The 26,015-nt window shown below is 69.7% G+C and carries 24 protein-coding genes; 12 read left to right on the plus strand and 12 right to left on the minus strand.

All coding sequences use genetic code 11. The annotated features are described in order from the left end of the window. Positions 1-237 precede the first annotated feature (237 nt). From QMK34_RS31790 to QMK34_RS31800, 3 genes are all read left to right on the plus strand, one after another. Positions 238-705, plus strand: coding sequence for a hypothetical protein (locus QMK34_RS31790; RefSeq protein ID WP_326418329.1), 468 nt, complete (start codon positions 238-240; stop codon positions 703-705). Next, a complete protein-coding gene (locus tag QMK34_RS31795) occupies positions 705-1,382 on the plus strand; it encodes a hypothetical protein (protein ID WP_326418330.1) in 678 nt (225 codons plus the stop codon). The genes QMK34_RS31790 and QMK34_RS31795 overlap by 1 nt, the downstream gene beginning before the upstream one ends. Before the next feature lie 79 nt (positions 1,383-1,461). Beyond that, on the plus strand, positions 1,462-2,619 hold the full coding sequence (locus QMK34_RS31800) for a cystathionine gamma-synthase (RefSeq protein ID WP_326418331.1): 1,158 nt from the start codon (positions 1,462-1,464) through the stop codon (positions 2,617-2,619). A gap of 97 nt (positions 2,620-2,716) precedes the next feature. On the opposite strand, the gene QMK34_RS31805 is transcribed toward QMK34_RS31800, so the two are convergent. Continuing rightward, positions 2,717-3,004, minus strand: coding sequence for a hypothetical protein (locus QMK34_RS31805; RefSeq protein WP_326418332.1), 288 nt, complete (start codon positions 3,002-3,004; stop codon positions 2,717-2,719). A gap of 92 nt (positions 3,005-3,096) precedes the next feature. On the opposite strand from QMK34_RS31805, the gene ilvA reads away from it, so the two are divergent. After that, positions 3,097-4,299: a threonine ammonia-lyase gene (ilvA, locus tag QMK34_RS31810; protein ID WP_326418333.1), complete on the plus strand. Its 1,203-nt coding sequence runs from the start codon at positions 3,097-3,099 to the stop codon at positions 4,297-4,299. 24 nt (positions 4,300-4,323) lie between these two features. On the opposite strand, the gene QMK34_RS31815 is transcribed toward ilvA, so the two are convergent. The 6 genes from QMK34_RS31815 to hppD all read right to left on the minus strand — a co-directional run bounded on the left by QMK34_RS31815 (position 4,324) and on the right by hppD (position 11,949). Beyond that, positions 4,324-5,148, minus strand: coding sequence for a ferredoxin (locus QMK34_RS31815; RefSeq protein ID WP_326418334.1), 825 nt, complete (start codon positions 5,146-5,148; stop codon positions 4,324-4,326). Then, positions 5,145-6,038 (minus strand): immunity 49 family protein, encoded by an 894-nt coding sequence (locus QMK34_RS31820; protein ID WP_326418335.1) that lies wholly within the window; start codon positions 6,036-6,038, stop codon positions 5,145-5,147. The genes QMK34_RS31815 and QMK34_RS31820 overlap by 4 nt, the downstream gene beginning before the upstream one ends. A gap of 12 nt (positions 6,039-6,050) precedes the next feature. Beyond that, positions 6,051-9,662 (minus strand): hypothetical protein, encoded by a 3,612-nt coding sequence (locus QMK34_RS31825; RefSeq protein ID WP_326418336.1) that lies wholly within the window; start codon positions 9,660-9,662, stop codon positions 6,051-6,053. Continuing rightward, positions 9,662-9,967 (minus strand): type VII secretion target, encoded by a 306-nt coding sequence (locus QMK34_RS31830; RefSeq protein WP_326418337.1) that lies wholly within the window; start codon positions 9,965-9,967, stop codon positions 9,662-9,664. Before QMK34_RS31830 ends, QMK34_RS31825 begins: the two co-directional genes overlap by 1 nt. 27 nt (positions 9,968-9,994) lie before the next feature. Continuing rightward, positions 9,995-10,555, minus strand: coding sequence for a YbaB/EbfC family nucleoid-associated protein (locus QMK34_RS31835; protein ID WP_326418338.1), 561 nt, complete (start codon positions 10,553-10,555; stop codon positions 9,995-9,997). Positions 10,556-10,749: 194 nt separating this feature from the next. Continuing rightward, positions 10,750-11,949, minus strand: a complete 1,200-nt coding sequence (gene hppD, locus QMK34_RS31840) for a 4-hydroxyphenylpyruvate dioxygenase (protein ID WP_326418339.1) — start codon at positions 11,947-11,949, stop codon at positions 10,750-10,752. Positions 11,950-12,069: 120 nt separating this feature from the next. Between hppD and QMK34_RS31845 the strand changes: the two genes are divergently transcribed. Continuing rightward, positions 12,070-12,552, plus strand: coding sequence for an Lrp/AsnC family transcriptional regulator (locus QMK34_RS31845; protein ID WP_326418340.1), 483 nt, complete (start codon positions 12,070-12,072; stop codon positions 12,550-12,552). Between the two features lie 5 nt (positions 12,553-12,557). Here QMK34_RS31845 and QMK34_RS31850 read toward each other — a convergent pair whose 3' ends face one another. From QMK34_RS31850 to QMK34_RS31860, 3 genes are all read right to left on the minus strand, one after another. Next, positions 12,558-13,358: an MBL fold metallo-hydrolase gene (locus tag QMK34_RS31850; RefSeq protein WP_326418341.1), complete on the minus strand. Its 801-nt coding sequence runs from the start codon at positions 13,356-13,358 to the stop codon at positions 12,558-12,560. Positions 13,359-13,453: 95 nt separating this feature from the next. Further along, positions 13,454-13,951: a transcription elongation factor GreA gene (greA, locus tag QMK34_RS31855; RefSeq protein WP_326418342.1), complete on the minus strand. Its 498-nt coding sequence runs from the start codon at positions 13,949-13,951 to the stop codon at positions 13,454-13,456. A 198-nt stretch (positions 13,952-14,149) separates the two neighbouring features. Then, positions 14,150-14,605, minus strand: coding sequence for a DUF4307 domain-containing protein (locus QMK34_RS31860; RefSeq protein WP_326418343.1), 456 nt, complete (start codon positions 14,603-14,605; stop codon positions 14,150-14,152). Between the two features lie 160 nt (positions 14,606-14,765). On the opposite strand from QMK34_RS31860, the gene mca reads away from it, so the two are divergent. Further along, positions 14,766-15,680 carry a mycothiol conjugate amidase Mca gene (gene mca, locus QMK34_RS31865; protein WP_326418344.1) on the plus strand — a complete coding sequence of 305 codons (915 nt, stop codon included), beginning with the start codon at positions 14,766-14,768 and terminating at the stop codon, positions 15,678-15,680. Beyond that, the gene (locus QMK34_RS31870) at positions 15,677-16,003 is read left to right on the plus strand and encodes a hypothetical protein (RefSeq protein WP_326418345.1); all 327 of its coding nucleotides are present in this window, start codon (positions 15,677-15,679) and stop codon (positions 16,001-16,003) included. Before mca ends, QMK34_RS31870 begins: the two co-directional genes overlap by 4 nt. An 83-nt stretch (positions 16,004-16,086) precedes the next feature. Here the strand turns inward: QMK34_RS31870 and QMK34_RS31875 are convergent, their stop codons facing one another. Beyond that, positions 16,087-18,603: a polynucleotide kinase-phosphatase gene (locus tag QMK34_RS31875; RefSeq protein WP_326418346.1), complete on the minus strand. Its 2,517-nt coding sequence runs from the start codon at positions 18,601-18,603 to the stop codon at positions 16,087-16,089. After that, positions 18,600-19,988 carry a 3' terminal RNA ribose 2'-O-methyltransferase Hen1 gene (locus QMK34_RS31880; protein ID WP_326418347.1) on the minus strand — a complete coding sequence of 463 codons (1,389 nt, stop codon included), beginning with the start codon at positions 19,986-19,988 and terminating at the stop codon, positions 18,600-18,602. The genes QMK34_RS31875 and QMK34_RS31880 overlap by 4 nt, the downstream gene beginning before the upstream one ends. Positions 19,989-20,053: 65 nt before the next feature. Here QMK34_RS31880 and QMK34_RS31885 point away from each other — a divergent pair, with 65 nt between their 5' ends. From QMK34_RS31885 to QMK34_RS31905, 5 genes are all read left to right on the plus strand, one after another. Beyond that, positions 20,054-22,084 (plus strand): thioredoxin domain-containing protein, encoded by a 2,031-nt coding sequence (locus QMK34_RS31885; protein ID WP_326418348.1) that lies wholly within the window; start codon positions 20,054-20,056, stop codon positions 22,082-22,084. Positions 22,085-22,456: 372 nt separating this feature from the next. Then, positions 22,457-23,017 (plus strand): hypothetical protein, encoded by a 561-nt coding sequence (locus QMK34_RS31890; RefSeq protein WP_326418349.1) that lies wholly within the window; start codon positions 22,457-22,459, stop codon positions 23,015-23,017. Between the two features lie 90 nt (positions 23,018-23,107). Further along, positions 23,108-23,743: a maleylpyruvate isomerase N-terminal domain-containing protein gene (locus tag QMK34_RS31895; protein ID WP_326418350.1), complete on the plus strand. Its 636-nt coding sequence runs from the start codon at positions 23,108-23,110 to the stop codon at positions 23,741-23,743. Between the two features lie 65 nt (positions 23,744-23,808). Next, positions 23,809-24,006, plus strand: a complete 198-nt coding sequence (locus tag QMK34_RS31900; protein WP_326418351.1) for a hypothetical protein — start codon at positions 23,809-23,811, stop codon at positions 24,004-24,006. 80 nt (positions 24,007-24,086) lie between these two features. Further along, on the plus strand, positions 24,087-25,982 hold the full coding sequence (locus QMK34_RS31905; RefSeq protein ID WP_326418352.1) for an acyl-CoA dehydrogenase family protein: 1,896 nt from the start codon (positions 24,087-24,089) through the stop codon (positions 25,980-25,982). The last annotated feature ends 33 nt before the right edge of the window (positions 25,983-26,015 follow it).

Here is a 26,015-nt window from a genome sequence, read left to right on the forward strand (position 1 = left end):
CTCGCAAACCTCATATTTCCAGACAGGAGGTCATCCCCATATTGCGCCCTGTGCCCGTCGCACCCAGCCGCAGACGATCACGCGCTGCTACATCGACGTCACGCTAGATGATCTTGCCTTTGCCGTGACCCCCAGGCGGGCGGCTACCCTCCGCGTAGTCGGTGAACAGCTCTGAGGGGATGACCATGGCGATACCCGTACCCGCCACCGTTCTGTCCGTCGCGGGGGCCTGATCCGATGACCTATCAGCCCCACCCCGCCACCCGGCGTCAGCCCGAACCGAGCGGCGCCACCGCGAACTGCGCCGGGGTGCTCGCCCTGCTCGGCGGAATCTGGAACCTGCTCGGTTTCGCCGTCCAGCTGTTCGCGATGGTCTTCGGCCACTGGACGTTCGGCCAGTTGATCAGCGTCGTGATCAACCTGGTGGTCACCGGCCTGCTGCTCTCGGGCGGCATCCAGCTGTTCCGCCGGAAGCCGAACGGCCGCTCGCAGACCATCCTCGGCTGCGCGCTGGTGATCCTGGACGCGGTCGCGGGGGTGGTCCTCCTGTCGGTCGGTGTCTCCTGGCCGGGTGGCTACGCCGCTTCGGTGCTCGGTTCGACTTTCGCCCTGCTGTTCACCGCGCCCGCGATCGCGACCCTGGTGCTGGCGGCCGTGCCGTCGACGGCGCGCTGGGTCGGCAGCCCACTGGAAGGTCGAGTGTGATGTACCAGCAGCCACCGCAGTACCCAGGCATGCCAGCCGGGCCGCCGAAGCCCAGCGGTGCCACCGCGATCATCGCGAGCGTGCTGAGTCTCCTCGCAGCGGTCTGGTTCCTCTCGGGACTGGTCGAAGCCGGAATCGATCTGGTGAAGGCCTCCGGTCCGGCCCCTGCGGTCGGCTTCGTGCTGAATCTCGCTGAGTCGGGTCTCCTCCTGACCGGCGCCATCCTGCTGCTGAAGCGCAAGCCGCTCGGCCGGACCCTGGTGGCCACGGGCAGCGGGCTCACGGTCGCGGTGCTCGTGCTCAACGTGTTGTTCGGCAGCGGGGTGCTCTTCCGCTTTCTCGGCGGCTTGCTCGGCTACTTCGGTGGATACACCTGGTTCGGGCCCGTCGCCGCGTACGGCTTGTCCGGGCCGCCCACCATTGCCGTGCTGCTGCTCGCCGTCGGGATGCTGGTGCTGGCCCTGGTGAAACCGACCGTGCGGTGGATCGCCGCGAACAGGCCGGTCCGGATGCCACCGGGCGGCGGCTACCTCCCACCGCAGCAGTACCCACCTCAGCAGTACCCACCGCAGCAGCAGTACCCACCGCAGCAATATCCCGGCCCGCAGCACCCGCAGCCGCAGCACCCGCCTCAGCCTCCTCCGCGGTATCCCGGACCGCGTCCGCCCGGTTACTGACCCGGCGGTCACTTCCTCCAGGATGGTGAGTTCGATCCCACCTGACGGGAAACTTGGGACGTGGTCGTACCCTTGAGTGATGGTCGACGATTACGCAGAGCTGGGCTTCGAGACGCGCGCGATTCACGCCGGGCAGGCCCCTGATCCCCGCACCGGCGCTGTGATCGTGCCGATCTATCAGACTTCGACCTACGCGCAGGACGGCGTCGGCGGCACCCGCGAAGGCGACTACGAGTATTCGCGGACCGCCAACCCCACCCGCACCGCGCTGGAGCAGGCGCTCGCCGCGCTGGAAGGCGCCCGGCACACGCTGGCGTTCGCCTCCGGCATGGCCGCCAGCGACGCGGTGCTGCGGACCGTGCTGCGTCCCGGCGACCACCTGGTCCTTGGCAACGACGCGTACGGCGGCACGTTCCGGCTGATCGACAAGGTGCTGAGCCTGTGGGGCGTCGAGCACACCGTCGCGGACCTGTCCAAGATCGACGAGGTCCGGGCCGCGATCCGGCCGGAGACCAAGCTCATCTGGTGCGAGTCGCCGACCAACCCGATGCTCGGCATCGCGGACATCGCCGCGCTCGCCGGTGTCGCGCACGACGCGGACGCCCGTCTGGTGGTCGACAACACGTTCGCCACGCCGTACCTGCAGACGCCGCTCGCGCTCGGCGCGGACATCGTCCTGCACTCGACCACGAAGTACCTCGGCGGTCACTCCGACGTCGTCGGCGGCGCGGTGCTGACCAACGAGGACGAGCTGCGCGAGCAGCTGTTCTACATGCGCAACGCCGCGGGCGCGGTACCCGGCCCGTTCGACGCCTGGCTCACCCTGCGCGGCATCAAGACGCTCGCGCTGCGGATGGAGCGGCACTGCGACAACGCCGAGCGGATCGTGCAGACCCTCACCGCGCACCCCAAGGTGTCGAAGGTCTACTACCCGGGCCTGCCCACCCACGCGGGCCACGAGGTCGCCGCGAAGCAGATGCGCCGGTTCGGCGGCATGGTGTCGTTCAGCCACGTCGACGGCGAGCAGGCCGCGCTCGAGGTCGCGTCGAAGACCAAGCTGTTCATCCTGGCCGAGTCGCTCGGCGGCATCGAGTCGCTGATCGAGCACCCCGGCCGCATGACGCACGCGAGCACCGCCGGTTCGACCCTGCAGGTGCCCGCCGACCTGCTGCGCCTGTCCGTGGGCATCGAGGACAGCCGCGACCTCGTCGCCGACCTCGTCGCCGCCCTAGGCTGACCCGCCCGGCTCAACTGCCCCTGAAGGCCACCATCACGGCGTTTTACGCCGTGATGGTGGCCTTCAGGGACTTGTGATGACTGTGTGCGTGGGGGAGTTACTGGCGGAAGCTGCCGGGGACGACGGCGGGGCCGCGGGCCTCCGCGGGCTGCTGCGGCGTGGTCGCGGGCAGCTCCGAGCCGTCCACGCAGCCGCCGACGAGCTCGACGTGGTTGTCGTGGCGGATGTACTGGGCGGGATCGCCGCAGCTCGCCCTGTCGACGGTGTAGACCGCGGCGCCCGTGAGCGCGGCGGCGGAAACGACGGCCAGCACCAGCGGAACGAAGCCTGTCGACCGGGTGGCGCGAGCCCGCCGGGAGGTGCCCGTTTGGTCCGGCCGTGCCATATGTCTCCCCGATCAGTGTCGTTGCCGGGTCCAGGGTACCCGCCTCACGGTCCCGTTACCTGGGCCGTCCGTCGGGTGGCATCATCCGGGGCATGGAACTGGTCGGCGTCGAGAAGATCCGGGAGGCCCGGCGGCTTCTCGAAGGGGTCACCCGGATCACCCCCATGGAGCACGCGAGGGACCTGCGGGACGTGCACGGTGGCCCGGTCTACCTGAAGTGCGAGAACCTGCAGCGGACCGGCTCGTTCAAGATCCGCGGCGCGTACACCCGCATCCACGGTCTGAGCGCGGAGGAACGCGCGCGCGGGGTCGTCGCGGCGAGTGCCGGGAACCACGCACAGGGTGTCGCGCTGGCGTCGTCGCTGCTCGGGATCAGATCCACGGTGTTCATGCCGACCCGCGCACCGTTGCCGAAACTGGCCGCGACCAGGGGATACGGTGCTGACGTGCACCTCCACGGCGCCGTGCTCGAAGAGACGCTGGCCGAGGCGATCGCGTTCAGCGAGCGGACCGGGGCGGTGTTCATCCACCCGTTCGACCACGTGGACATCATCGCCGGGCAGGGCACGGTCGGCCTGGAGATCCTGGAGCAGGTGCCCGAGGTCGCCACGATCCTCGTCGCGACCGGCGGCGGTGGCCTGGTCGGCGGCGTCGCCTCGGCGGTGAAGGGCCTGAAGCCCGACGTCCGCGTCGTGGGCGTCCAGGCCGAACACGCCGCAGCCTTCCCTCCCTCGCTGGCCGCCGGGGAGCCGGTGCGGCTGGCCGAGCTGCAGACCATGGCCGACGGCATCGCCGTCGGCAAGCCGGGCCCGGTCAGCTACGCGCACGTGTCCTCGCTGGTGGACGAAGTCGTCACGGTGACCGAGGAGGCCCTCTCGCGCGCGGTGCTGCTGTGCCTGGAGCGGCGCAAGCTGGTCGTCGAGCCCGCGGGCGCGGCGCCCGTCGCGGCGCTGCTCCAGCATCCCGGCGCGTTCGAGACGCCGGTCGTGGCGATCCTGTCGGGCGGCAACGTCGACCCGGTCCTGCTGCTGCAGATCATCCAGCACGGCATGACCGCGGGCGGCCGCTACCTCAAACTCCGCCTGCGCGTGCCGGACCGGCCCGGTTCGCTGGTTTCCGTGCTCTCCTACGTCAGCGGGCTGGGCGCGAACGTCCTCGACGTCGAGCACTCCCGCATCTCCGGCAACCTCGCCCTCGGCGAGGTGGACGTCGCTTTGGCACTGGAAACCCGCGGCCCCACCCACTGCGAGCAGGTCACGACCGCACTCCAGCAGGCGGGCTACACGGTCGTCTGAAGCGCGATGATCGCAGTACGAGAGTCAGCGAGCGTCGCCCGTGATGGCCGCCAGCGCGAGGTCCCTGGCGGGCTCGCCGACCTCCGGCAGGGTGAACCGTGCGGCGCGGATGTGCGTCAGCAGCTCGGGGTCCGGGGCGAGTTCGTGCTCGCGCAGGTAGTACGCGACGGCGCCCGGCCAGGTCCAGCTGCCGTCGGTGCGGAAGTTCAGCGGCACCGCGGCGGGCCGATCCGGGTCGAACGCGTCCGTGTCGTAGCTGCGGGCGGCGAGCACGACCGGCGCGGCGTCCAGGTACGCCAGCACGCGCTCGCGCTCGGCCGGGGTGAGCGGCTCGCGGTTCACCACCGGGCGGCCGGACGCGTCGAGCCCGTCGTAGATCCGTGGTGTGCGCATTCCAGGCGACGGCGACAGCGACAGCTGGGCGCGGGCGCGCAGCCAGTCCGGGATGTGCTGCTCGGCGCGGGGGAAGAAGCGCAGCTCGTCGGCGAAACCGATGGGTGGCGGCACACGGCGCCAAGGCGGCTCGAGGTCGGGCAGGAAGTCCGCGCTGAGCACGTTCGCCGGGCCGAAGACCAGGATCGCGCCCAGCCAGGTGCCGCGGCCGGGCTGGTACATCGCCGAGCGCAGGGTGCCCAGCAGCGCCACGACGGCCGCGGGCGGCTGCGCCGTTCGGGGTAACCCGTCCGAGCCGGTGATGAGCAGATCGGCCTCGATGTGCCTGCCCGCCGCGCGGTACTCGACGCGCAGCTGACGCCAGCCCGGCGGGGTGGCCGCGGCGAGCGCCTGGCCGATCCGCCAGACGAACTGGTGCTGCTGAGCGGCGTTCATCGGCGCCGGTGGCTGGCTCATGTCGAGTGCTCGCCGACCCAGGTGCCCTCGAGCAGGTGTTTCGGCAGGTACTCCGACTCGACCTCGATGGCCACCCCGGCGTCCCGTGCCAGGCAGGCCACCGCCAACGGGCCCAGCGCGACGAACCCGTTCGGGTCGTTGACCCGCTCCTGCTCCTTCGTCCAGAACCGCTTGTGCAGCTCCAGCGCTTCGGCGAGCGTCTCGTTGAACTTCGCGTCTTCCCGCTGGGTGAGGTGGTAGAACAGCTCGATCGGCGGGTAGTAGATCTCGAGGACCATCTCTTCGGACAGGTGCGCCAGCCCGGCCGGATCGGTGCCCCGCATGCTCTCCAGCACGCCCTCGACGAGATTTTCCCCTTGCCGCCAATAGGTCTGTAGCGTGCTCGCCCACGTGTAGACGAACTCGTCGTACTGGACGCGGGAGCCGCGCAGGAGATCCACCGGGACGGCCGAGAGCAGGTCGAGCCGCGGCCGCTCACGGCAGATCGTCGCCAGCCAGAGCGCGTTGAGCCAGGTCACCCCGTTGCTGTCCATCGTCGGGCCGGTCGCCTCGCGCCGGACCGTGTCCTCCCCGATCCGGAACTCGACCTCGCCCTCGTCCGTGCTCGCCGCCACGAAGATCGCCGCGGACGACTGCATCGCCCGCAAAAGCGTGTTCCAGGTATCGATCCAGGCGGCTCCCGGGTCGCCGACGCACCGGTAGCCGAACTCGTCCAAGGAACGCTTCAGCACCGAGTTCAGTGATTTGGGGCTTTTGGGGATCAGTTCGACGAAGCGCCTGATCGCGGCGGAGAGGAGTTCGACGTTCTCTTCCGCGGCGGCCTCGTCGACCTCATGCCGGGTAATGGTGGGCACGCTGCTGGTCACTTCCCGCGAGTCGTTTTCGGGCATCAGAGTCGGGCATCAGATCGACAGGTCGAAATGCTTGAGGTTGTAGCCACCGTACACCGGCCGCTTCGTCGGCTTGCCGTCGTTGGCGGCGTCCGGGATGGTGTTGCCCGCGTCGTCGAGGAGGTTCTCGTCGCGCACCCTGGCCTTCGCCACCGAGTAGTCGAGGGTGCCGAGATCCTGGGCGATTTCGAGGTCTTCGGCGAGCTTCTTTTCGGCCGGGGTCCCGTTTCGGCGCATGTTGTCGATGATGCTCTCGACGTACTTGGGATGGCCCTGCTCGTAGTTCTGCCCGTCGAGCCCCTTGCGCGTGCCGAGCCCGGCGTTCGGGCCCTTCGCCTCGACGACGACGTGCCGGGTCTCCCCGGTGTGGCGGTCGGTGACCTCGTAGATCTGGTCGAACCGGCCGGAACCGGGTTTGTCACCGGGGTGCGACGGCCCGTGGGTGTCGGGGTCGGGCAACGGTTTGACCTCGAAGTCCTTGGCGGGGTACTTGTCGTGCACGGCGTCGGTGGCGGCGTGCTCGCCGAGGTCCTCGCCGCGATCGGTCCGCTCCCGGTGCGCGTCCTTGCGCTCGTGCTCGACCTCCTCGGAGACGCTGCCCTTTTCCTTCGCCTCCTGGTAATCCGCCTCCGCTGTCCTGGCCCGGTCGTTGGCCGCCTTGCGTTCGTCGATCAGCTGCTGCGCGTCGTCCTTTTGCCGCTGAGTCGCGCGGTGTTCGACTTCCGGGTCGTCGGTGCGGTAGTCGGCGGGTTTGAAATCGTCCGACTTCGGGTCGAACTGATCGCCGGGTGGTTTGTTCGCGTCTTCCTTGATCTTGGGCAGCCGCTCGTCGTGGTGATCCGTTTGATCGGCGTTCTTGCGCGAGTATTCGCCGTTCTTGTCCGGACCGTCGTAGTACTTCTCCCGGTAGTCGGGATCGTTGATCTTTTCCTTCATGGAGGCGGGCGGGGTCCGGTCCGGATGCTCGATGTCGACCGGGTCGTCGTCGATGTACCGCTTGCCGCGGTCCTTCGCATCGTCCCCGTCGAGATCGTGCTTGTGGTCCTCGTGGGTGTCCGGGGTGAAGCCGTCTTCGCTCGCCCGGTGCGTGGAGCCGTCGGGGCGGTGCACGTCCCACTCGCCGTTCGGCGGGATCTTCGGCCGCATCTTCCCGTCCGGGCCGATCTCGTAGTCGGACGAGAAAACCCGGCCGTGCGAGTCGGTCCACGCCGGTTTGCTGGGGGCCAGCACCTCGGTGTCGAGGTCTCGCGACAGCCGGTGCGCGAAGTCGTTGGACCCCGCGTCGCAGCCGATCAGCCTGATCGGGCCGCCGTGGTAGTCGGGGTTGCGGCGCAGGATGTCCGCGAACTCCTCCGGGGTGTACAGCTTGTCGCCGATCCTCGCGTGCCCGTCCGGGGTGACGTGGACGTCGACGGTGTGGCGGCCGTCCGGGTCCGGCTGGACGCGGTGCGGCAGATCGCCCATGTCGGGATCGTCGCGGTGGTACGAGCTGCCCGCCGGGGTGTTCTCCGAGAGGTGCTGATTGACCTCGTCGGGCGTCAGCCGGTCCGGCTGGCCGTGGTGGTCGCCGGGGGTGTCGGACTCGGGCGAACCCTTGCTGTGCGGGCTTTCGTCCGGCGCGGTGTGTGCCGGTGCGCTGCCGCGGGCGACCGGCTGCGGGCCGTACTCGCCGGGACCCTGAGGCTGACGCGGACGCCCTTCGGGGCCGCTGCCCGCGCCCCCGCTGCTGTGCCCACGGCCGGGGCCGGACGGCGCGTCGGGGGTGCGCGGGGGGTGCGCGCCGGGGCTGCCGGGAGTCCCGGTCCAGCCGCCACCGCCGCCGGGGCGGGCGCCGGGCACGCCGCCGGTGGTGCCTGGGGTACCGCCGCCGCCTCCGGCGGGCGGCATCGCACCGGCTCCTGGCTGGCCTTGCGCCGGGGTGGCGGGGCCGCCGTCGGCACCGCCGCGTTGGGAAGGCACCTGGGTCGAGCCGGGCTCGCCGGTCTTCGGCGGCGCCGGAGCAGCGGAGCCGCTGCTCGAGGTGGCGTTGTCCCCGGATCCGGCGTGGCTGGGAGCGTCGCCGTCGGCCGCGCGTGATCCGTCGCCGCCCCGGGTGGCCGGTGAACCGCCGCCGTCGGGAGTCCTGCTGGGAGAGCCGCTGCCGGGACCGGGATCAGGAGCGCGACTCGGAGAGCTGTCCCCGGCGTGACTCGGTGAACCGGTGTCGGCGGCGTGGCTCGGCGTTCCGCCGTCTGCGCTGCCGGGCGAGCTGTCGCCGCGGTGGCTGGGGGAGCCGTTGCCACCGGGTGAGCTGTCGCCTTGATGGCTGGGGGAGCCGTTGCCGCCAGGGGAACTGTCCCCGCGGTGGCTGGGTGAGGCGCTGCCGCCGGGTGAGCTGTCGCCTTGATGGCTGGGTGAGCCGTTGCCGCCAGGGGAACTGTCCCCGCGGTGGCTGGGGGAGCCGCTGCTGCCGGGTGAGCTGTCCCCTTGATGGCTGGGTGAGCCGCTGCTGTCCGGCGAGCTGTCGCCGCGATGCCCCGGTGAGGCGCTGTCGCCTGGCGAGCTGTCCCCATGGCTGCCGGGGGAGCCACTTTCGTTGGTGTTACTGGAAGAGCTGTCACCGTCCCTTGTGGACGATGGGGTGCCGTCCTCGCCATGCGTCGTGCCGGGTGAGGCGTCGCCATGCGTCGTGCCGGGTGAGGCGTCGCCGTCCGGCCCGTGCGTGCCGCCTTCGCCGTCGTGACCGCCGCCGTGGGTTCCGCCCCCGCCACTGCTGCCGCCGCCGTGCTGGAAGAAGCCACCAGCCTTGATGTTCTTGGTGCTGATCGCGTCCAGCCCGGTGACCTTGCCCGCGAGCTTGCCGAGGATCTTGATGATCTTGGCGAAGACGTCGGCCAGCTTGCCGAGCAGCGGCGACACCCGGCGGATCGTCTCCACCAGCGCCTTGAGCTTCTCGGTGATCCGCTCCGCCCATTTGGCGATCGCGGTGACGGCCTGCGCCACGATCACCGGCGTGCCGAAGCCGAGCGAGAAGACCGCCTCCAGCACCCACGAGATCAGCTTGCCGACCAGGTCCGCGATCAGCTGGCGGACGAACTCGCGGACGAACGAGACGACCTCGCCCATGATCATCACGACGGTGCCGATGCCGCCCGCGACGGTGGCCGCCCCGCTGAGCGCCTCGGCCGTCTGCTTGGCCGACTCGCGGTAGGCGTCCGCGCCCGCGCCGGTCCAGGACGCTGTCCCGTTCTTCACCGCGTTGGAGTAGTTGACCTGGGTGTCCTCCAGGGACTTGGCGACGTTGCCCCAGGTCTGGGAGTACGACTGGATCACCGGCGGGTCGCCCGCCAGCGAGTCCAGCATGTCCTTGAGCGGCTGCACGTGTTCCATCAGGAACGACGCCGCCGAGGACAGCAGGTAACCGAACGGGTCCATCGCGGCGCTGGCGAGCTCGCCCGCCACCCCGAGCACGCCGAGGCCACCCGAGATCCAGTCGCCGTCCTTGATGCCGTTGAAGGCGTCGATCGCCGACTCGGCGACGCCGATTCCCCCGGCATAGCCGTAATCGCCGTTGCCAGCGGTGAGCGGCCCCGGCCCGTCGCCGTCCTTCGGCGCCTGCGCGACCAGGGGGTTACCTTCGGGCATCAGCCATCCGCTTTCATCTGTGCGGCGAAGTCGTTGTCGACGCCTTGGTAGGCCTGCGCCGCCGTTCTGACTTTCCCGGCCGCCGACTCCATGGCGCTTACTGCTTCCTTCAGCGCGTTGAGGCCGTACTCCTCGACCGGGTCGAGCAGCGCCCGGAACGGCTGGCAGAGGATGCCGTACGCGTCGGTGGGCATGCTGACCTGGTTCGCCGCGTCCACGGCCTGGCGCAGCGCGTCGGTGACGCCGTCGAGCTGCCCGGCGTGCGCGGTGAGGTCGGCGCCGACCTCGAAACCTGCCGCTGTCATGGTGTCTCGCCCTTCGAGGCCGGAAAATCAGGAAAGGATGGGTCCGCCGAAGTCTTCGTCGTCCTGGTCGCCCGCGGGCCGCCTGCGCGGTGGTGGTGGCGGAGGTGGCGGCGCGACCGGCGGTTTCGGCTGCTGGGGCGGTGGCGGCGGCGCGTCGTCGTTCTCGGGCCCGAACCGGTGCTGGCGCGGTGGGTCCGGGAGGGTGGGCGGTTCCTCCGGCGGCGCGGGCGGGAACTGGGACTTCGCGTCGTCGAACATCCTGTTCGCCGTAACGTCCTGGGTGCCGATGGTCTGCGCCATCGCCTGCTGCAGCAGCTCCGGGATCTTGGACTGCGCGCGCTGCACGAGCAGCATGACCTGCGCGGACACCTCGGACATCCGCTTACCGCCCGCACCCTCGGCGATGACGAGGCCGGTCAGCAGCCCGCGCGAGCTGATGGTGACCTCGACGCTGCTGTCCTTGGACCGTTCGGTGATGGTCTGGCTCTCCACGAGACCGGCCATCGCCTGGTACTTCGCGGCGCTCTCCTGGACCTGCTTGTTCCAGTTGTCGATCATCTGATCGCTGGCGTCGACACTCTCCGGCATCGGGGCCCTTCCGCGTGCTGCTGGCTGACGTCTCAACAGTGACGGATCACCCCCGCCGCTGGTTCCGGCTATGTACGAATTGCGCCGAATGGCCCAGCATTCCACAGCCGGCGAAAAGCCCCTGAAGGCCACCTTCACGGCGTATTACGCGGTGAAGGTGGCCTTCAGGGGCCGGTGGACCAGAGCGGGAGCGGTCAGAGGTTGCCGCGGCGCTCCTGCTCGCGCTCGATCGCCTGGAAGAGGGCCTTGAAGTTGCCCTTGCCGAAGCCGAGCGAGCCGTGGCGCTCGATGAGCTCGTAGAACACCGTCGGGCGGTCGCCGATCGGCTTGGTGAAGATCTGCAGCAGGTAGCCGTCCTCGTCGCGGTCGACCAGGATCCGGTGCTCCTTGAGCACCTCGATCGGCACCCGGACCTCGCCGATGCGCGCCCGCAGCGCGGGGTCGTCGTAGTACGAGTCGGGCGTGTCGAGGAACTCGACGCCGGTCGCGCGCATGGCGGTGACCGTGCCGATGATGTCGTTGGTGGCCAGCGCGATGTGCTGGCAGCCCGCGCCGTCGTAGAACTCGAGGTACTCGTCGATCTGCGACTTCTTCTTCGCCACCGCCGGCTCGTTCAGCGGGAACTTGACCCGGTGGTTGCCGTTCGAGACGACCTTGCTCATCAGCGCCGAGTAGTCGGTCGCGATGTCGTCGCCGATGAACTCCGCCATGTTCACGAAGCCCATGACGCGCTTGTACCAGTCGACCCAGTAGTCCATCTTGCCGAGCTCGACGTTGCCGACGCAGTGGTCGACGGCCTGGAACAGCCGCTTCGGCGCGCCCTCGGGCCGCTTGACGGTGCTCTCCCGCGGCTCGTAGCCGGGCAGGTAGACGCCGGTGTACTTGGACCGGTCGACGAGCGAGTGGCGGGTCTCGCCGTAGGTCGCGATCGCGGCCATGCGGACGGTGCCGTGCTCGTCGGTGACGTCGTGCGGCTCTTCGAGCACGGTCGCGCCCTGCGCCCGCGCGTGCTCGATGCACTTGTCGACATCGGAAGTCTCCAGCGCGAGGTCGATGACCCCGTCGCCGTGCCTGCGGTGGTGGTCGAGCAGTTCGGAGTTCGGCTTGACGCCGCCGGTGATCACGAACCGGGCCGAACCGGACTTCAGCACGAACGACTTGCGCTCGAAGTTGCCGGTTTCGGGGCCCGAGTACGCGACCAGCCGCATGCCGAACGCGACCTGGTAGAACCACGCGGTCTGGGTGGCGTTTCCGGAGATGAACACCACCGCGTCCATCGACTTCACCGGGAACGGGTCGGTCGAGGCGTCGTGGTCGACGAGCCCGACGAGCTGACGGAGCTGGTCGTAGCTGACGTCGTCCATTGCGCCCTGGGGGTCCACTGTCTGGGTCATAGCCCGAAGGATCCATTGATGGGGCAAGATGGGCAATGGTTGAAGATTTTGCTAGACAACCTGCCTGATCCGTTCGGCGAAAGGGCCGTTCTGGTGGGCAATGTGTGCAGGAGGTGGCTGATGCCGGAGAACCTGGACCCGCTCGACGCGCGGCTGTTGCTGTTGCTCACCGACTCGCCCCGCCTCGGAGTCCTCGAATGCGCGAGACGCCTCGGCGTCGCGCGCGGCACCGTCCAGGCCCGGCTGGACAGGTTGACGGAGAAGGGAATCCTCGGGGGGTTCCCGCCCGAGCTGGACCTCGCCGCGATGGGCTACGGGCTCACGGCGTTCGCGGTGCTGGAGATCGCGCAGGGCCGCCGCTCAGGGGTCGCGGAGGCGCTCGCCGCCATCGACGAGGTCTGCGAGGTGCACGCCACCACCGGCCAGGGCGACCTGTTCGTCCGCATGGTCGCCAGGGACAACGACGACCTGCAGCGCGTGATCGACGAGGTCGTCAGCGTCCCCGACGTCCAGCGCACCTCGACGTCCATCGCGCTGTCCACCCCCGTCCCCCCACGCGTGCGCCCCCTCCTCGAACGTACGGCCGGTGCGTCCGCTCCCTGACCAGGTCAGAGAACCTGGGAGAGGTAGCGCTTCGCGGAGCGCTGGACGATGTCGTGGCCGTCTTCGCGGATGATCGCGTCCCACCAGGCGCCGTAGATGGCTTCGAACTCGTACGGCTCGAGCAGCTCCGCCGCGCGGCGGACGATCTCCGGGCGTTCGGGGATCAGGTTCGGGTAGCTGTACATGAAACCGACGAACCGGCGGTCGGGGATGACCTGCAGGATGTCGCCCGAGAGCACCGCGCCGCGCCCGTTCTCGCCACCCGCCCAGTGCAGGACCGTCCCGCCCGCGAAATGCACGCCCAGGTTGATCAGCCGCATCCCCGGTGCGACGTCGAGGGTCGTGCCGCTCCAGAGCTTGATCGACGGGTCCGGCCTGCCGATCCACCGCTGGTCGTTCTCGTGCAGGTAGATGGGCGCGTCGAAGGCGTGCGCCCAGTCGACCATCGTCGTGTAGTAGTGCGGATGGCTGATCGCGATGCCGTCGATCCCGCCGAGCTCACGCACCCGCGCGATGACCTCGTCGTCGAGATACGCGACGCAGTCCCAGAGGAAATTGCCCTCTTCGCCCTTGATCAGCAGGGCCCGTTCGCCGATCGCGAACCGCGGCTCGGTGCCGATCCCCGTGACGCCGGGGCCGAGATCTTCGATGCGCGAGGTCAGGTCACTCGCTCGCAGGGTTTCGAGATCGGTCCACCGCTGCCCCTCGGCGGGCACGTACTGGCGCTCGTCCTCGCAGACCGGGCAGTCCGGCCGGGGCGCGCTGTACTGCGTCCCGCAGGTCAGGCAGAGGGGTTCGGTGCTCATTTCTTGGCCTCCCAGATGATCCGGCTGGGGTCCAAGCTAGCCCGTCACATGCGGGCCCGGCCATGGATTACGACCGGCCCCGCAGGTGCCAATGCCTATCCGCTGTACGGAATCGCCTTGACGAGCGTGACCTTCTGCGTGGTGCCGTTGGGGAGGTCGTACGAACGGGTGTCACCCTCCTTGGCGCCCAGCAGCGCCTTGCCCAGCGGCGAGTTCGGGGAGTAGACGTCCAGTGCGCCCTCGGCGCCCTCTTCGCGGGTCGCGAGCAGGAACTCCTCGTCCTGTTCGTCGCCCTCGTAGCGCACTGTCAGGATCTTGCCCGGCTCGGCGAGTCCGTCATTGGCAGGAGCTTCGCCGACCTTCGCCGCGCGCAGCAGTTCCTGCAGATGCCGGATGCGGGACTCCGCTTGGCCCTGCTCTTCACGGGCCGCGTGGTAACCGCCGTTCTCTTTGAGGTCGCCCTCTTCACGGCTGTCGTTGATCCTCGCTGCGATGACCGGACGCATCTGAATGAGCTCGTCGAGCTCGTGCTTGAGCCTGTCGTAGGCATCCTGGGTCAGCCAGGTCACCTGTGTGTTGCTCACGGTCACCATCTCCTCGTCGGGCCTGCCAGGCTTGGGTATACAAGCCGGCCACCACGCGGGCATGAGGTGCCGGCGTGGCTGGGATAAAGGAAAAACACGGCCCGTCTTGGGCCGTGCCGGTAGATCAGAATAGCACGGCAGCGTAGACCGACGCCGGTCATTTCGCCGTTGCGCGGGCGTTGAGCGCGCGTTTCACCCCGTTGGCCGCTATGAGCTTGACAGGTACCGTGGTACGTCGTATGAGCAACCGTACACATCCGCGGTGACCGGCCTGCCCACGCTCTTGATGACCGTGGTCAGCGTCCCATTTTTTTCGCCCGCGCGCACCAGGACCTCCCGGCGGCCGCTTTCGGCACCCGTTTTGTCCCGTGCCCTGACGATGCAGACACCGGCGTTGTCCGGCTCGTCCCTGGTCACCTGGATGGTGATTTGGATCGCGTTGCCCGGAAGCTCCTTGAACGCGACGCGCTCCGCGCTGATCGGCCCGTCACCCAGATTCTGGTAGGCGACCACCGCGATGGTGGCGCCGACCAGCAGGGCGATGACCACGAACAGCCAGCGTCGCCAGCGTTTCGAGCGCTGCCGACCGGCCGAGCCGTAACGCCCCGAAGGCAGCGCCGGGTGTGCGGCGCTCTCGGCGGGCGCGGCTTGTCCGGCGCTCAAACCTGGGCCTCCCGGTCGGTCTTGTCGTACCCGCAGGGACAATGGTGTCACTGAGGGAAGAATCTGCCTCTCCCCGAGTATCCGCGCGGCTGATCGGCGGGGTCGAGGCGGGTCCTTGAACAGGTCATGGAATATAGGATGAGAAGGGGTCGTTCGGAGCATGGTGCGAGCTGACGATCTGACAGGACCCGAGTTGACGCCGCGACTGCGCCTGATGGCGGTGCACGCGCATCCCGACGACGAGTCGAGCAAGGGCGCGGCCACGATGGCCAAGTACTCCGCCGATGGGCACGAGGTCATGGTCGTGACCTGCACCGGCGGCGAAGCGGGCAGCGTGCTGAACCCCGCGATGGACCGGCCGGAAGTGCTGGCCAACATGTCGGAGATCCGCAAGGAGGAGATGGCCAACGCGGCCAAGATCCTGGGCGTGAGTCACCGCTGGCTGGGCTTCGTCGACTCCGGGCTGCCCGAGGGCGACCCCCCGCCCCCGCTGCCGGAGGGTTCGTTCGCGGTCGTGCCGATCGAGGAGTCCACGGAGGCGCTGGTCGGCGTCATCCGGGAGTTCCGGCCGCACGTGATCATCACCTACGACGAGAACGGCGGCTACCCGCACCCGGACCACATCCGCACCCACCTGGTGTCGATGGCGGCGTTCGACGCGGCGGCCGAGCCGGACCAGTTCCCCGAGGCCGGCGAGCCCTGGCAGCCGCTGAAGCTCTATTACGTCCACGGCTTTTCCCGCGCCCGCATGCTGAAGTTCGACGAGGCCCTCAAGGCGGCCGGCCTCGAGTCGCCGTACGACGAGTGGCTGAAGAACTGGGACCCTGAGCGCGCCGACGTGATGGAGCGGGTCACCACCCGCGTCCCGTGCGGCGACTACTTCGAGCAGCGTGACGAGGCCCTCAAGGCCCACGCCACCCAGATCGACCCCACCAGCCGCTGGTTCGTCGTGCCGCTCGAGATGCAGCGCGAAATCTGGCCGACGGAGGACTATGAACTCGTCCGCTCACTGGTGGACAGCACGCTGCCGGAGGACGACCTGTTCGCCGGGATAAAGGAGAAGGTGGGCACATGAGTCTCGCGTTGCCGCTCTTCGCGGTCACCCCGGTGACGGCGGCGGCACAGGTACTCGCACAGCAGCCGGGTGACGGTGACAACGGCGGCCAGGGCGAGGACTTCGGCAAGTCCTCCCCGGTGGGCCTGTTCGTCCTCATCCTGTTCCTGATCGCCGTGGCGTTCCTGATCAGGTCCATGACCAAACACCTCAAGCGCGTCCCAGCGAGCTTCGACGAGCCGGACGCTCCCGCAGCTCCCGCCGCCGCTGAGGCCCCGGGCGAGGCTCTGGCCGAGCCGAAGGCCGCGGAGTCCCGCCAGGAGAAGACCGACCACGGTTCTTGACCCTCGTCCCGTCTTGAGTGTCATGAAAGGGTCTTTCAGGGCAATTTTTGCCCTGAAAGACCCTTTCATGACACTTGCCGGGCTCAGAGCCGCGGGTCCACCGGGTCCGACTCCATCGCCAGCACCGCGAACACGCACTCGTGCACCCGCCACAGCGGCTCTCCGCGCGCGGCCCGATCCAGTGCTTCGAGGCCGAGCGCGTACTCCCGCAGCGCGAGTGAACGCTTCCGCTGCAGCCCTCGCTTGCGCAGCCGTTCCAGGTTCGCCGCCGTCGTGTAGTCGGGCCCGTAGATGATCCGCAGGTACTCGCGCCCGCGCACCTTCACCCCCGGCTGCACCAGCCCGCGCTCGCCGCGCGTCAGGTTCGCGGCGGGTTTGACGACCATGCCCTCGCCGCCCGCGCCGGTCAGTTCCTCCCACCAGCGCACGCCCGCGGCCACCGACTCCGGGTCCGTCGTGTCGACCGGCAGCGTCCGGGTGAGGGTGAAAAGCGAGTCCGCGGAAGCCAGCCGGGCGGCCAGTGCCAGATGCCAGGCGTGCGGGCGCTCGTGGTGTGCCGCGCCTTCCGACGCCAGCACCTGGAACGGCGCGAGCCGGACGCCGTCGAGGCCGTCCGTCGGCCAGCAGTACCGCCGGTACGCCGTGCGGTAGGCGTCCACAGTGGACTCCCGCTGCCGGGTCCGCGCGAGCAGCTCGCCGACGTCCACGCCGCGTGCGGAGGTCGCGGTCAGCTCGGCGACCGCCACCGGCAGGACCGCCTGCGCGGCCGCGCCGACGGACGCGTACTGGTCCATGATCAGCGAGCCCGCCTTGGCGCTCCACGGCAGCAGTTCGGCGTCGAGCAGCAGCCAGTCCGTGTCGAGCTCATCCCAGAGCTCCGCCTTGGTCGCGGCCTGGCGGACGCGTTCGAGCAGCTCGGCGTTCTGCGGCGGCGAGAAGAACGGTCGCCCGGTGCGCGTGTAGAGCGCGCCGCCGCCCTCGATGCCGAACCGTTTCGGCGCGACGTCGTCATCCCGGCAGACCAGCACGACGGCCCGCGAGCCCATGTGCTTTTCCTCGCACACCAGAGATCGCACGCCCGCTGCCCGGAACTCCGCGAACGCCTCGTCGGGGTGCTCCAGGTAGTCGTCGCGCGACGACGTCGAGCACGGCGCCATCGTCGGCGGCAGGTACATCAGCCAGCGCGGGTCGAGCGCGAACCGGCTCATCACCTCCAGCGCGGCGGCGGACTGCTCGGCCGAAACGGTGACGCGCCGGTAGTGCTGGGTCTCCAGTATCCGCTTGCCGGTGACGTCGGCGAGCTCCAGCACGGCGTGCTGCCGCGTCGAGCTCTCCTCGGGTGTGCCCAGCGGCTTGACCGGCTCGTACCAGACCTGCTTGGCCTTGACCGAGACGATCTCGCGCTCCGGGTAGCGCATCGCGGTCAGCGAGCCGCCGAACACGCAACCCGTGTCGAGGCACAGCGTGTTGTTGACCCACTCCGGTTCCAGCGTCGGCGTGTGTCCATAGAGGACTGTCGCGGTGCCCCGGTAGTCGCGCGCCCACGGCAGCCGGACCGGCAGGCCGTACTCGTCCGTCTCGCCCGTCGTGTCGCCGTAGAGCGCGACGCTGCGTACGCGGCCCGAAGCGCGCCCGTGGTACCGCAGCGGCAGCCCGGCGTGGGCGACGACGAGCTTGCCGCCGTCGAGGACGTAGTGCGCGATGAGGCCGTCACAGAACGCCTGCGCCTTCGCGCGGAACTCGTCGTCCTGCACGCTCAGCTGCTCCAGCGACTCGGCGAGCCCGTGGGACACCGTGACCTTCTTGCCCTTCATCGCGCGGACCAGCTTCTGCTCGTGGTTCCCGCAGACGACCATCGCGTTGCCGCTCGCGGCCATGTCCATGACGAGCCGCAGCACGCCGGGGGTGTCCGGCCCACGGTCGACCAGATCGCCGACGAACAGCGCGGTGCGGCCCTCGGGGTGGCTCAACCCGCTTTCGCCCGGCTCGTAGCCCAGCTTGGCGAGCAGCTCTTCGAGCTCTTCGCGGCAGCCGTGGACGTCGCCGATCACGTCGAACGGCCCGGTCACCTCGCGGCGGTCGTTCAGCAGCCGCTCGACGACGATCTCCGCCTCGGCGACCTCTTCCTCGGTGCGCAGCACGTGGACGCGGCGGAAGCCCTCCTTTTCGAGGAACCGCAATGACTTGCGCAAGTCGTTGCGCTGCCGCCGGATGACGTGCTCGCCGAAGTCGCGGTCCTCGCGGGCCTCGGTGCGCGCCACACAGACCTGTTCGGGCAGGTCGAGCACGATCGCCGTCGGCATGACGTCGTGCTCCTTCGCCAGCCTGAGCAGGCTCGCGCGCGAAGAGCGTTGCACGTTCGTCGCGTCGATGACCGTGACGCGGCCCGCCGCCAGGCGCTTCGCCGCGACGAAATGCAGCGCCTCGAAGGCGTCGCCGGTAGCCGACTGGTCGTTGTCGTCGTCGGACACCATCCCGCGGAAAGTGTCGCTGGACAGCACCTGCGTAGCCGCGAAATGCTCGCGGGCGAACGTCGACTTGCCGGAGCCGGAGGCGCCGACGAGCACGACGAGGGACATGTCCGGGATCGTGACCTTCATGCCGCGACCTCCTCTCGGCTGGTGAAGACCGCCATCTGGGTCGGCGGTCCTGATTGGTCGTCTTCCTGTCCCACCGGCAGGTACCGGACGTCGTAGCCGCGTCGCGACGCGACGCCGTCCGCCCACTCGCGGAACTGCTCGCGCGTCCACTCGAACCGGTGGTCCGCGTGCCGGAAACAGCCCTCCTCCAGGAACTCGAACAGCGGGTTGTACTCGGCGTTCGGGGTCGTGACGATCACCGTGCGCGGCCGCGCGACGGTGAAGACGGCGTGCTCCAGCGCGGGCAACCGTTCCTCGTCGACGTGCTCGATGACCTCCATCAGCACGGCGGCGTCGTAGCCCGCCAGCGACGGGTCGGCGTAGGTCAGCGCGGACTGGCGCAGCGTGAGCCGTCCGCGCTGGTGCTCGGGCAGCCTGCCCAGCTTGAGCCGTTTTTCGGCCAGGTCGAGCGCGCCGGCCGAGACGTCGAGACCGACGATCTCGGTGAAGGACCGCTCCTGCTGGAGCACGCGCAGCAGCGCGCCGCTCCCGCAGCCGAGGTCCAGTACGCGGTGCGCCCCTGCCGCGCGCAACGCCGCGAGCACACTGCCCTGACGCTGGACGGCGAGCGGCTGACGGCGTTCCTTCTCCTCGGGCGCTTCGTCGAGCGGCTCCTCGGGAAGATCGTCCAACTCGGACAGTCGTTCCATCGCGAAGTTGACGTACTCGCGGCGGCGTTCCAGATAGCGATTGGTGATGAGTTCGCGTTCCGGGTGTGTCGAGAGCCAGCCTTCACCGGCGCGAAGCAGCTTCTCGGCCTCGTCCTGCCCGACCCAGTAGTGCTTGTCGCCGTCAAGGGCGGGCAGCAGCACGTAGAGGTGGTTGAGCGCCTCGGACAGCTTGAGCGTGCCGGTGAGCCGTAAGTCGACATAGCGAGAAACCGCGTCCGGCAGCACCTCGGCGTCGAGGGCGATCGGCGTGGCCTCGACCTGCCAGCCCAGCGGCGCGAACAGCTTCTCGACGAGCTCGGGCCCGCCCCGGGAGACGAGCGAGGGCACGTGGATCTCGAGCGGGATCTCCTGCGTGACCAGCTCGGGACGCTTGTCGCAGCGGCCTGCCATGGCGGTGTTGAACACCGTGCGAAGGGCGACCGCGAGGTGCGACCCGGCGGCGTAGGGCCGGTCGTTCACGTACTGGGTGAGCGAGGTCCCGCCGCCCCGTACCAGCGCGATCGGGTCCATCTCCAGCAGCAGCGCAGCCGTGCAGAGCTCTTCCGAAGCCCGCGGGTAGAACACGTGCGTCGTCCCGGCCGCGAGCTCGAACGTCTGGGCCTTCTCCGGGTGTTTGTGCAGGAGAAAGCCCAGGTCCGTGGCGGGAACATGGGTGGTGGTGATCGTGAGTAGCACTCCCGCAGTGTGCCCTAGTGCGGCGGCGGGCACGCGCTGTTTTCGGTGCGTGCGACGCTAGGCACATGGCGAACCGACTCGCGTCCGCGACCAGTCCGTACCTGCTGCAGCACGCCGAGAACCCCGTCGACTGGTGGCAGTGGGGCGAAGAAGCGCTGGCCGAGGCGCGCCGCCGCAACGTGCCGATCCTGCTTTCCATCGGCTACGCGGCGTGTCACTGGTGTCACGTGATGGCCCACGAGTCCTTCGAGGACGAGGCCACGGCGACGCTGATGAACGCCAACTACGTCAACATCAAGGTCGACCGCGAGGAGCGGCCGGACATCGACGCGGTGTACATGGCCGCCACGCAGGCGATGACCGGCCAGGGCGGCTGGCCGATGACCTGTTTCCTGACCCCGGACGGTGAGCCGTTCCACTGCGGCACCTACTACCCGCCGACGCCGCGGCCGGGGATGCCGTCGTTCCCGCAGCTGCTCGTCGCGGCCGCCGAGGCGTGGACCGAGCGGCCCGACGAGCTGCGCGCGGGTGCCCAGCAGCTCATCACGCACCTGACCGAGCAGAGCGGCCCGCTGGCCGAGTCCGTTGTGGACGTCGCGGTGCTGGCCGAGGCCGTGGAGAAGCTGCGGGACGACGCCGACCCCGTGCACGGCGGTTTCGGCGGCGCGCCCAAGTTCCCGCCGTCGATGGCGCTGGAGTTCCTGCTGCGTCATCACGAGCGGACCGGGTCGGCGGAGGCGCTCGGCGTGGTCACCGACGCCGCCGAGGCGATGGCGCGCGGCGGGATCTACGACCAGCTCGCGGGCGGCTTCGCGCGGTACACGGTGGACGCGGGCTGGGTGGTCCCGCACTTCGAGAAGATGTTGTACGACAACGGTTTGCTGCTCCGTTTCTACGCGCACCTCGCCCGGCGCACCGGGTCTGCCACGGCGCTCCGGGTCACCGAGGGCACCGTTTCGTTCCTGGCCGAGGGCCTGCTGACCGAGCAGGGCGGCTTCGCGTCTTCGCTGGACGCGGACACCGACGGCGTCGAGGGCCTGACGTACGCCTGGACGCCCGCGCAGCTGCGTGAGGTGCTCGGTGACGAAGACGGCGAGTGGGCTGCTTTGTTGTTCAAGGTCACCAAGCAGGGGACCTTCGAAGAGGGCGCCTCCACGCTCCAGCTGCCGACGGATCCGACCGACGCCGAGCGGTTCGAGCGCGTTTCGTCCGCGCTGCTGGCGGCGCGGGCCGAGCGGCCGCAGCCCGGCCGGGACGACAAGGTCGTCGCGTCGTGGAACGGCCTGGCGATCACCGCGCTCGCCGAGGCGGGTGTCGCGTTCGGACGTCCACAGTGGATCGAACTGGGCCGTGGCGCCGCGGAGTTGTTGCTGGACCTGCACTTGGTGGACGGTCGCCTGCGCCGCAGCTCGCGCAACGGCGTCGTCGGCGAGGCGGCAGGCGTGCTGGAGGACTACGCGTGCTTCGCGGAGGGCCTGCTCGCGCTGCACCAGGCGACTGGCGAGCCGCGATGGCTGACGGAGGCGACAGCGTTGCTCGACGTCGCGCTGAAGCGGTTCGCGGTCGAGGGCGCGCCGGGGGCGTACCACGACACCGCGGACGACGCGGAGACGCTGGTCCAGCGCCCCGCCGACCCGACCGACAACGCGAGCCCTTCGGGTGCTTCGGCACTCGCCGAGGCCTTGCTGACGGCGTCCGCGCTGGCCGGGGCCGCACACGCGTCTCGTTACCGGGAAGCCGCTGAGCAGGCATTGAGCCGCGTCGGCCTGCTCGCTGGCCGCGCACCCCGCTTCGCCGGGCACTGGCTCGCGGTCGCCGAGGCCCTGCAGGCGGGCCCGGTGCAGGTCGCCGTCGTCGGCGAGCCCGCCGACGAACTCCGCACCGCGGCCGCCCGCGGGATCCACGGCGGCGGCATCGTCCTCGCGGGCGCCCCCAACGCCCCCGGCGTCCCCCTCCTCGCCGACCGCCCCCTGGTCGACGGCGCCCCGGCCGCCTACGTCTGCCGGGGCTATGTCTGCGACCGCCCCGTCACGACTTCGGCTGCTCTGTTTTTTGGCCGGCGCGCTCACGAACTCGCGCCGCCAGATCGCCCCTGACTATGTACGTAAGTGCGGGTTTGTCTTTAAGGGGGGCGACCTGCCGTCGCGAGTTGGGAGGCCCTGGCGGGCCTGAAAGAGGGCGCGCGGCGGTGAAGTCTCCCCTCGCAGAGCTCGCGGAGACGCTGTGCCTGGGGCAAACAGCGGTGGCTGGTTCTGGCTGGCCCGGTTGTCGTGGGCGGGTCTTGTAGAGGTCTGAATGCCTCTGAAGGCCACCTTGAGGGACTCTAGGTCCCTCAAGGTGGCCTTCAGAGGCTTTTGACGGTGGTTGCGGTTCCGCTGGGGGTGAACACGGGGTTAGGGAGGGTGTATTCGGCGTAGCGTTCGTAGTGTTGTAATCATGTAATCGTTGAGGTCAGGATGGTGGGTCGGATGGTTCGAGGTGGTTGGAAAGGCCGGGGCGGCTGGCAGCAGTCCGAGATTCCCCCGGCGGACGACGCGGCGGCCTGGTTCGCCGGGCGGCTCCCGGACGGCTGGTTCACCGGTGCGCCCGAGGTCACCGTCGACCGGGACGAGATCGTCCTCGTCGGGGAGCTCCCCGCGCTGACCGGCGAATTCGCCGACGACGCCGCGCGCGCCGCGGCCGAGGACGGGCGGATCAGCCGGTTCCGTGAGGACACCCGCGACGAGCGCATCGAGATCGCGCGCCAGGCCGAGCACCGCTACCAGCGCAAGGTCGCCTGGGGCGCCCGGCTCGGCGGTACCGAGGAGCTGTTCACCACGCTGTCCGCCCCGGTGATGACCCGGTTGCGGCAGCCGGAGCGGCTGGTGCTCGACACCCTGGTCAACGCCGGGGTGGCGCGCTCCCGCTCGGAGGCGCTGGCCTGGGCGGTGCGGCTGGTCGGGGAGCACGCCGACACCTGGCTCGCCGAGCTGCGTGAGGCCATGGGCAAGGTCGACGACCTCCGCACGAAGGGCCCGGAGCTGAGCTGAGTCCGAAGGGGGCAGAGCTGCCGCGGTGGCTTGATCTGTGCTGGCGACCTCGGTGATATCGATGGCAATATCGATGGCAAAGTCGAGGGCATGGACGAGGTTTACCGCGGCAGGCTGGCCGCCCTGGAGCGGACGTGGCAGGTCTGGGCCGAGACCGGCCGGAGCTTGACCGAAGACCAGTGGACGGCCGAATCCCGGTGCGTCGGCTGGGATGTGGCCGCACTGTACACGCACCATTCCCTGTTCCCGCTGACCCTGAGCGCTCCGCCGGGGTCGTCGGCCGAGCCGGACGGCGAGCCCGTTACAGCGGTGGAAGCCCTCCGGAGCTTCAATGCGCCGGAGGGTTTGGCGCACACGATGGCCGACGCCGTCGAGACCCGCGCGGTCGACGAAGCCGCTCAGCACACCAGGCAGGAACTGGCCGACGTCTACGGCGTTCACGGGCCCCGCGCGGTGGAGCGGCTGCGGGGGATCGACGCGGCCCGGCGCATGCGGTGGGGCTCCACCGGGCTGGTCGTCACCGTCGCGGAGGGGAGCCGGATGGTCCTGATGGAAGCGACCGTGCACCTCCTCGACGTCCAGCGTGCGCTGCGCCTGCCGCCGGACGTGCCGCCGGCGGCGCTCAGGGACACCGCGCTGCTGCTGGCCGAGCTCGCTCCGCCCGTCGACCTGATCGAGGCCGCGACCGGCCGCTCCCAGCGTTCCCCGCTGCCCGTGCTGCGGTAAAGGCCCTGGACCCGGTGGCCGGAAAACCCGTAGAGTGCTTATGTACCAACGACACGGTCCGTGCCGTGGCTCCGCCTTCGCGGCAACTCTGCACCCAGTGCGGGCAGAGGGCCTTCGACGTCAGCGGCTTGCCGAACTCGCACGTCCGCGGCCTGACCGTCACTAACTGCGGGTTCGCGGGCGTCTCGGACCCGGCCAGTAGCCTCAGGTACGTCGACGAGGTCAAGTTCACCAACGTCACCATCAACGGTAAACCTGCCTGATTCAGCCTGCGGTCCAGTGTGGAGTGCGGCAGTCTGGTTACCAGTGAGTAGTCAGCCTGCCTCACCCATTCGGAGGAGCCGTGGAAACCCCGCCTGTGCCCGCGAAGGTCGACCAGGACGCGGTGACCGCCGTCCTGGACGGACGCTGGAGCGAACTCCGCCGCGGGGTTCGCGCGCAGATGTCGGGCGAGCAGTTCCGCGACCCGGTCGACCTCGACATCGAGCCGCACCGCGCCCAGGTCCTCGAGCAGCTGCGCGAGCTCGCCCGCACGGACCGGCCCGGTCTCGGCTTCGACAAGGCGTACGGCGGCGGGAGCGACGTCGGCGGTTCGGTCATCGCGTTCGAGATGCTGGGCTTCGGCGATCTGTCACTGATGGTCAAGGCCGGCGTGCAGTGGGGCCTGTTCGGGGGAGCGGTGCAGCTACTGGGCACCGAGCGTCACCACGAGCGGTACCTGCGCCGGATCAAGGACGTCGACCTGCTCGGCTGTTTCGCGATGACCGAACACGGCCACGGCTCGGACGTCCAGCACCTGCGCACGACCGCGACCTACGCGCCCGGCAGGGGAGAGTTCGTCCTGCACAGCCCGGACGAGGGCGCGACCAAGGAGTACATCGGCAACGCCGCGCGCGACGGGCACCTGGCCGTGGTCTTCGCGCAGCTCGTCACGCAGGGCGAGTCGCGGGGCGTGCACGCGTTCCTGGTGCCGATCCGCGGTGAGGACGGCGAGCCCGCGCCCGGCGTGCGGATCGAGGACTGCGGGCGCAAGGCCGGGCTCAACGGCGTCGACAACGGCAGGCTGACGTTCACCCAGATGCGGGTACCCCGCGACGCGCTGCTCAACCGATTCGGTGACGTCGCCGAGGACGGTACGTATGCGAGCCCGATCGAGAGTGACGGCCGCCGGTTCTTCACGATGCTCGGCACGCTGATCCGAGGCCGGGTCAGCGTCGGCGGCAGCGCGGGCAGCGCGACGAAACGCGCACTCGCCCTCGCCGTCCGTTACGCCGAGTTGCGGCGGCAGTTCAGCAAACCGGACGGCGAGGAGGTCGTGATCCTCGACTACCTCGGCCACCAGCGGAAACTGCTGCCCGCGCTGGCGAAGACGTACGCGCTGCACTTCGCGCAGGAGGGACTGGTCGCCAAGCTGCACGACATCGCCCCCGACGCGCCCGAGGAGGAGCAGCGCGAGCTCGAGTCGTACGCGGCCGGGCTCAAGGCGGCGAACACCTGGCACGCGACCCACACGATCCAGGCCGCGCGCGAGGCCTGCGGCGGTTCGGGGTACCTGTCGGAGAACCTGCTGGCCGGGCTGAAAGCCGACACGGACGTCTTCACGACGTTCGAGGGTGACAACACCGTCCTCATGCAACTGGTCGCGAAAGGACTTCTGACCAGCTACAAGGAACACTTCGAGGACCTGAGCCCGCTCGCCACCGCGAGGTTCGTCGCCGAGCAGCTGGTCGGCGCGGTGATCGAGCGGACGGCCGCGCGCAAGGTCGTCGAGCGCCTCACCGAGGCCGACGACGGCGACGTCCTGTTCGACCGCGAGTGGCACCTGAAGCTGTTCGAAGACCGTGAGGAGCACGTCCTCGAAGGCGTCGCCAACCGGCTGCGCAAGGCGGGCAAGGACCCGTTCGGCGTCTTCAACGCGGCGCAGGACCACGTGCTGCGCGCGGGCCACGCCCACGTCGACCGCCTGGTGCTGGAGGCGTTCGTCGCCGCGATCGGCCGCTGCGAGGACGCCGAGGCGAAGGTACTGCTCGAGCGGGTGTGCGATCTCTACGCGCTGTCGAACATCGAGGCGGACCGCGCGTGGTTCCTGGAGCACGGCCGCCTCACCGCGGGCCGCTCCAAGGCGGTGATCGCGGCGGTGAACGCCCTCTGTGCCGACCTGCGCCCCCACGCGCGGACCCTGGTGGACGCGTTCGCGGTCCCCGAGCAGTTCCTGGCCGCGCCGATGCTGCGGCCCTGAGCCCGACTTGCCCCTGAAGGCCACCATGACGGC

Source organism: Amycolatopsis sp. H20-H5 (assembly GCF_035828755.1).
In the GTDB taxonomy this organism is placed as follows: domain Bacteria; phylum Actinomycetota; class Actinomycetes; order Mycobacteriales; family Pseudonocardiaceae; genus Amycolatopsis.

Excerpts from the sequence above, each read along its gene's own strand:
- QMK34_RS31790 (WP_326418329.1), top strand. The coding sequence starts at position 238 with ATGACCTATCAGCCCCACCCCGCCACCCGGCGTCAGCCCGAACCGAGC.
- QMK34_RS31795 (WP_326418330.1), top strand. The coding sequence starts at position 705 with ATGTACCAGCAGCCACCGCAGTACCCAGGCATGCCAGCCGGGCCGCCG.
- QMK34_RS31800 (WP_326418331.1), top strand. The coding sequence starts at position 1,462 with ATGGTCGACGATTACGCAGAGCTGGGCTTCGAGACGCGCGCGATTCAC.
- QMK34_RS31805 (WP_326418332.1), bottom strand. The coding sequence starts at position 3,004 with ATGGCACGGCCGGACCAAACGGGCACCTCCCGGCGGGCTCGCGCCACC.
- ilvA (WP_326418333.1), top strand. The coding sequence starts at position 3,097 with ATGGAACTGGTCGGCGTCGAGAAGATCCGGGAGGCCCGGCGGCTTCTC.
- QMK34_RS31815 (WP_326418334.1), bottom strand. The coding sequence starts at position 5,148 with ATGAGCCAGCCACCGGCGCCGATGAACGCCGCTCAGCAGCACCAGTTC.
- QMK34_RS31820 (WP_326418335.1), bottom strand. The coding sequence starts at position 6,038 with ATGCCCGAAAACGACTCGCGGGAAGTGACCAGCAGCGTGCCCACCATT.
- QMK34_RS31825 (WP_326418336.1), bottom strand. The coding sequence starts at position 9,662 with ATGCCCGAAGGTAACCCCCTGGTCGCGCAGGCGCCGAAGGACGGCGAC.
- QMK34_RS31830 (WP_326418337.1), bottom strand. The coding sequence starts at position 9,967 with ATGACAGCGGCAGGTTTCGAGGTCGGCGCCGACCTCACCGCGCACGCC.
- QMK34_RS31835 (WP_326418338.1), bottom strand. The coding sequence starts at position 10,555 with ATGCCGGAGAGTGTCGACGCCAGCGATCAGATGATCGACAACTGGAAC.
- hppD (WP_326418339.1), bottom strand. The coding sequence starts at position 11,949 with ATGACCCAGACAGTGGACCCCCAGGGCGCAATGGACGACGTCAGCTAC.
- QMK34_RS31845 (WP_326418340.1), top strand. The coding sequence starts at position 12,070 with ATGCCGGAGAACCTGGACCCGCTCGACGCGCGGCTGTTGCTGTTGCTC.
- QMK34_RS31850 (WP_326418341.1), bottom strand. The coding sequence starts at position 13,358 with ATGAGCACCGAACCCCTCTGCCTGACCTGCGGGACGCAGTACAGCGCG.
- greA (WP_326418342.1), bottom strand. The coding sequence starts at position 13,951 with ATGGTGACCGTGAGCAACACACAGGTGACCTGGCTGACCCAGGATGCC.
- mca (WP_326418344.1), top strand. The coding sequence starts at position 14,766 with ATGGTGCGAGCTGACGATCTGACAGGACCCGAGTTGACGCCGCGACTG.
- QMK34_RS31870 (WP_326418345.1), top strand. The coding sequence starts at position 15,677 with ATGAGTCTCGCGTTGCCGCTCTTCGCGGTCACCCCGGTGACGGCGGCG.
- QMK34_RS31875 (WP_326418346.1), bottom strand. The coding sequence starts at position 18,603 with ATGAAGGTCACGATCCCGGACATGTCCCTCGTCGTGCTCGTCGGCGCC.
- QMK34_RS31885 (WP_326418348.1), top strand. The coding sequence starts at position 20,054 with ATGGCGAACCGACTCGCGTCCGCGACCAGTCCGTACCTGCTGCAGCAC.
- QMK34_RS31890 (WP_326418349.1), top strand. The coding sequence starts at position 22,457 with ATGGTTCGAGGTGGTTGGAAAGGCCGGGGCGGCTGGCAGCAGTCCGAG.
- QMK34_RS31895 (WP_326418350.1), top strand. The coding sequence starts at position 23,108 with ATGGACGAGGTTTACCGCGGCAGGCTGGCCGCCCTGGAGCGGACGTGG.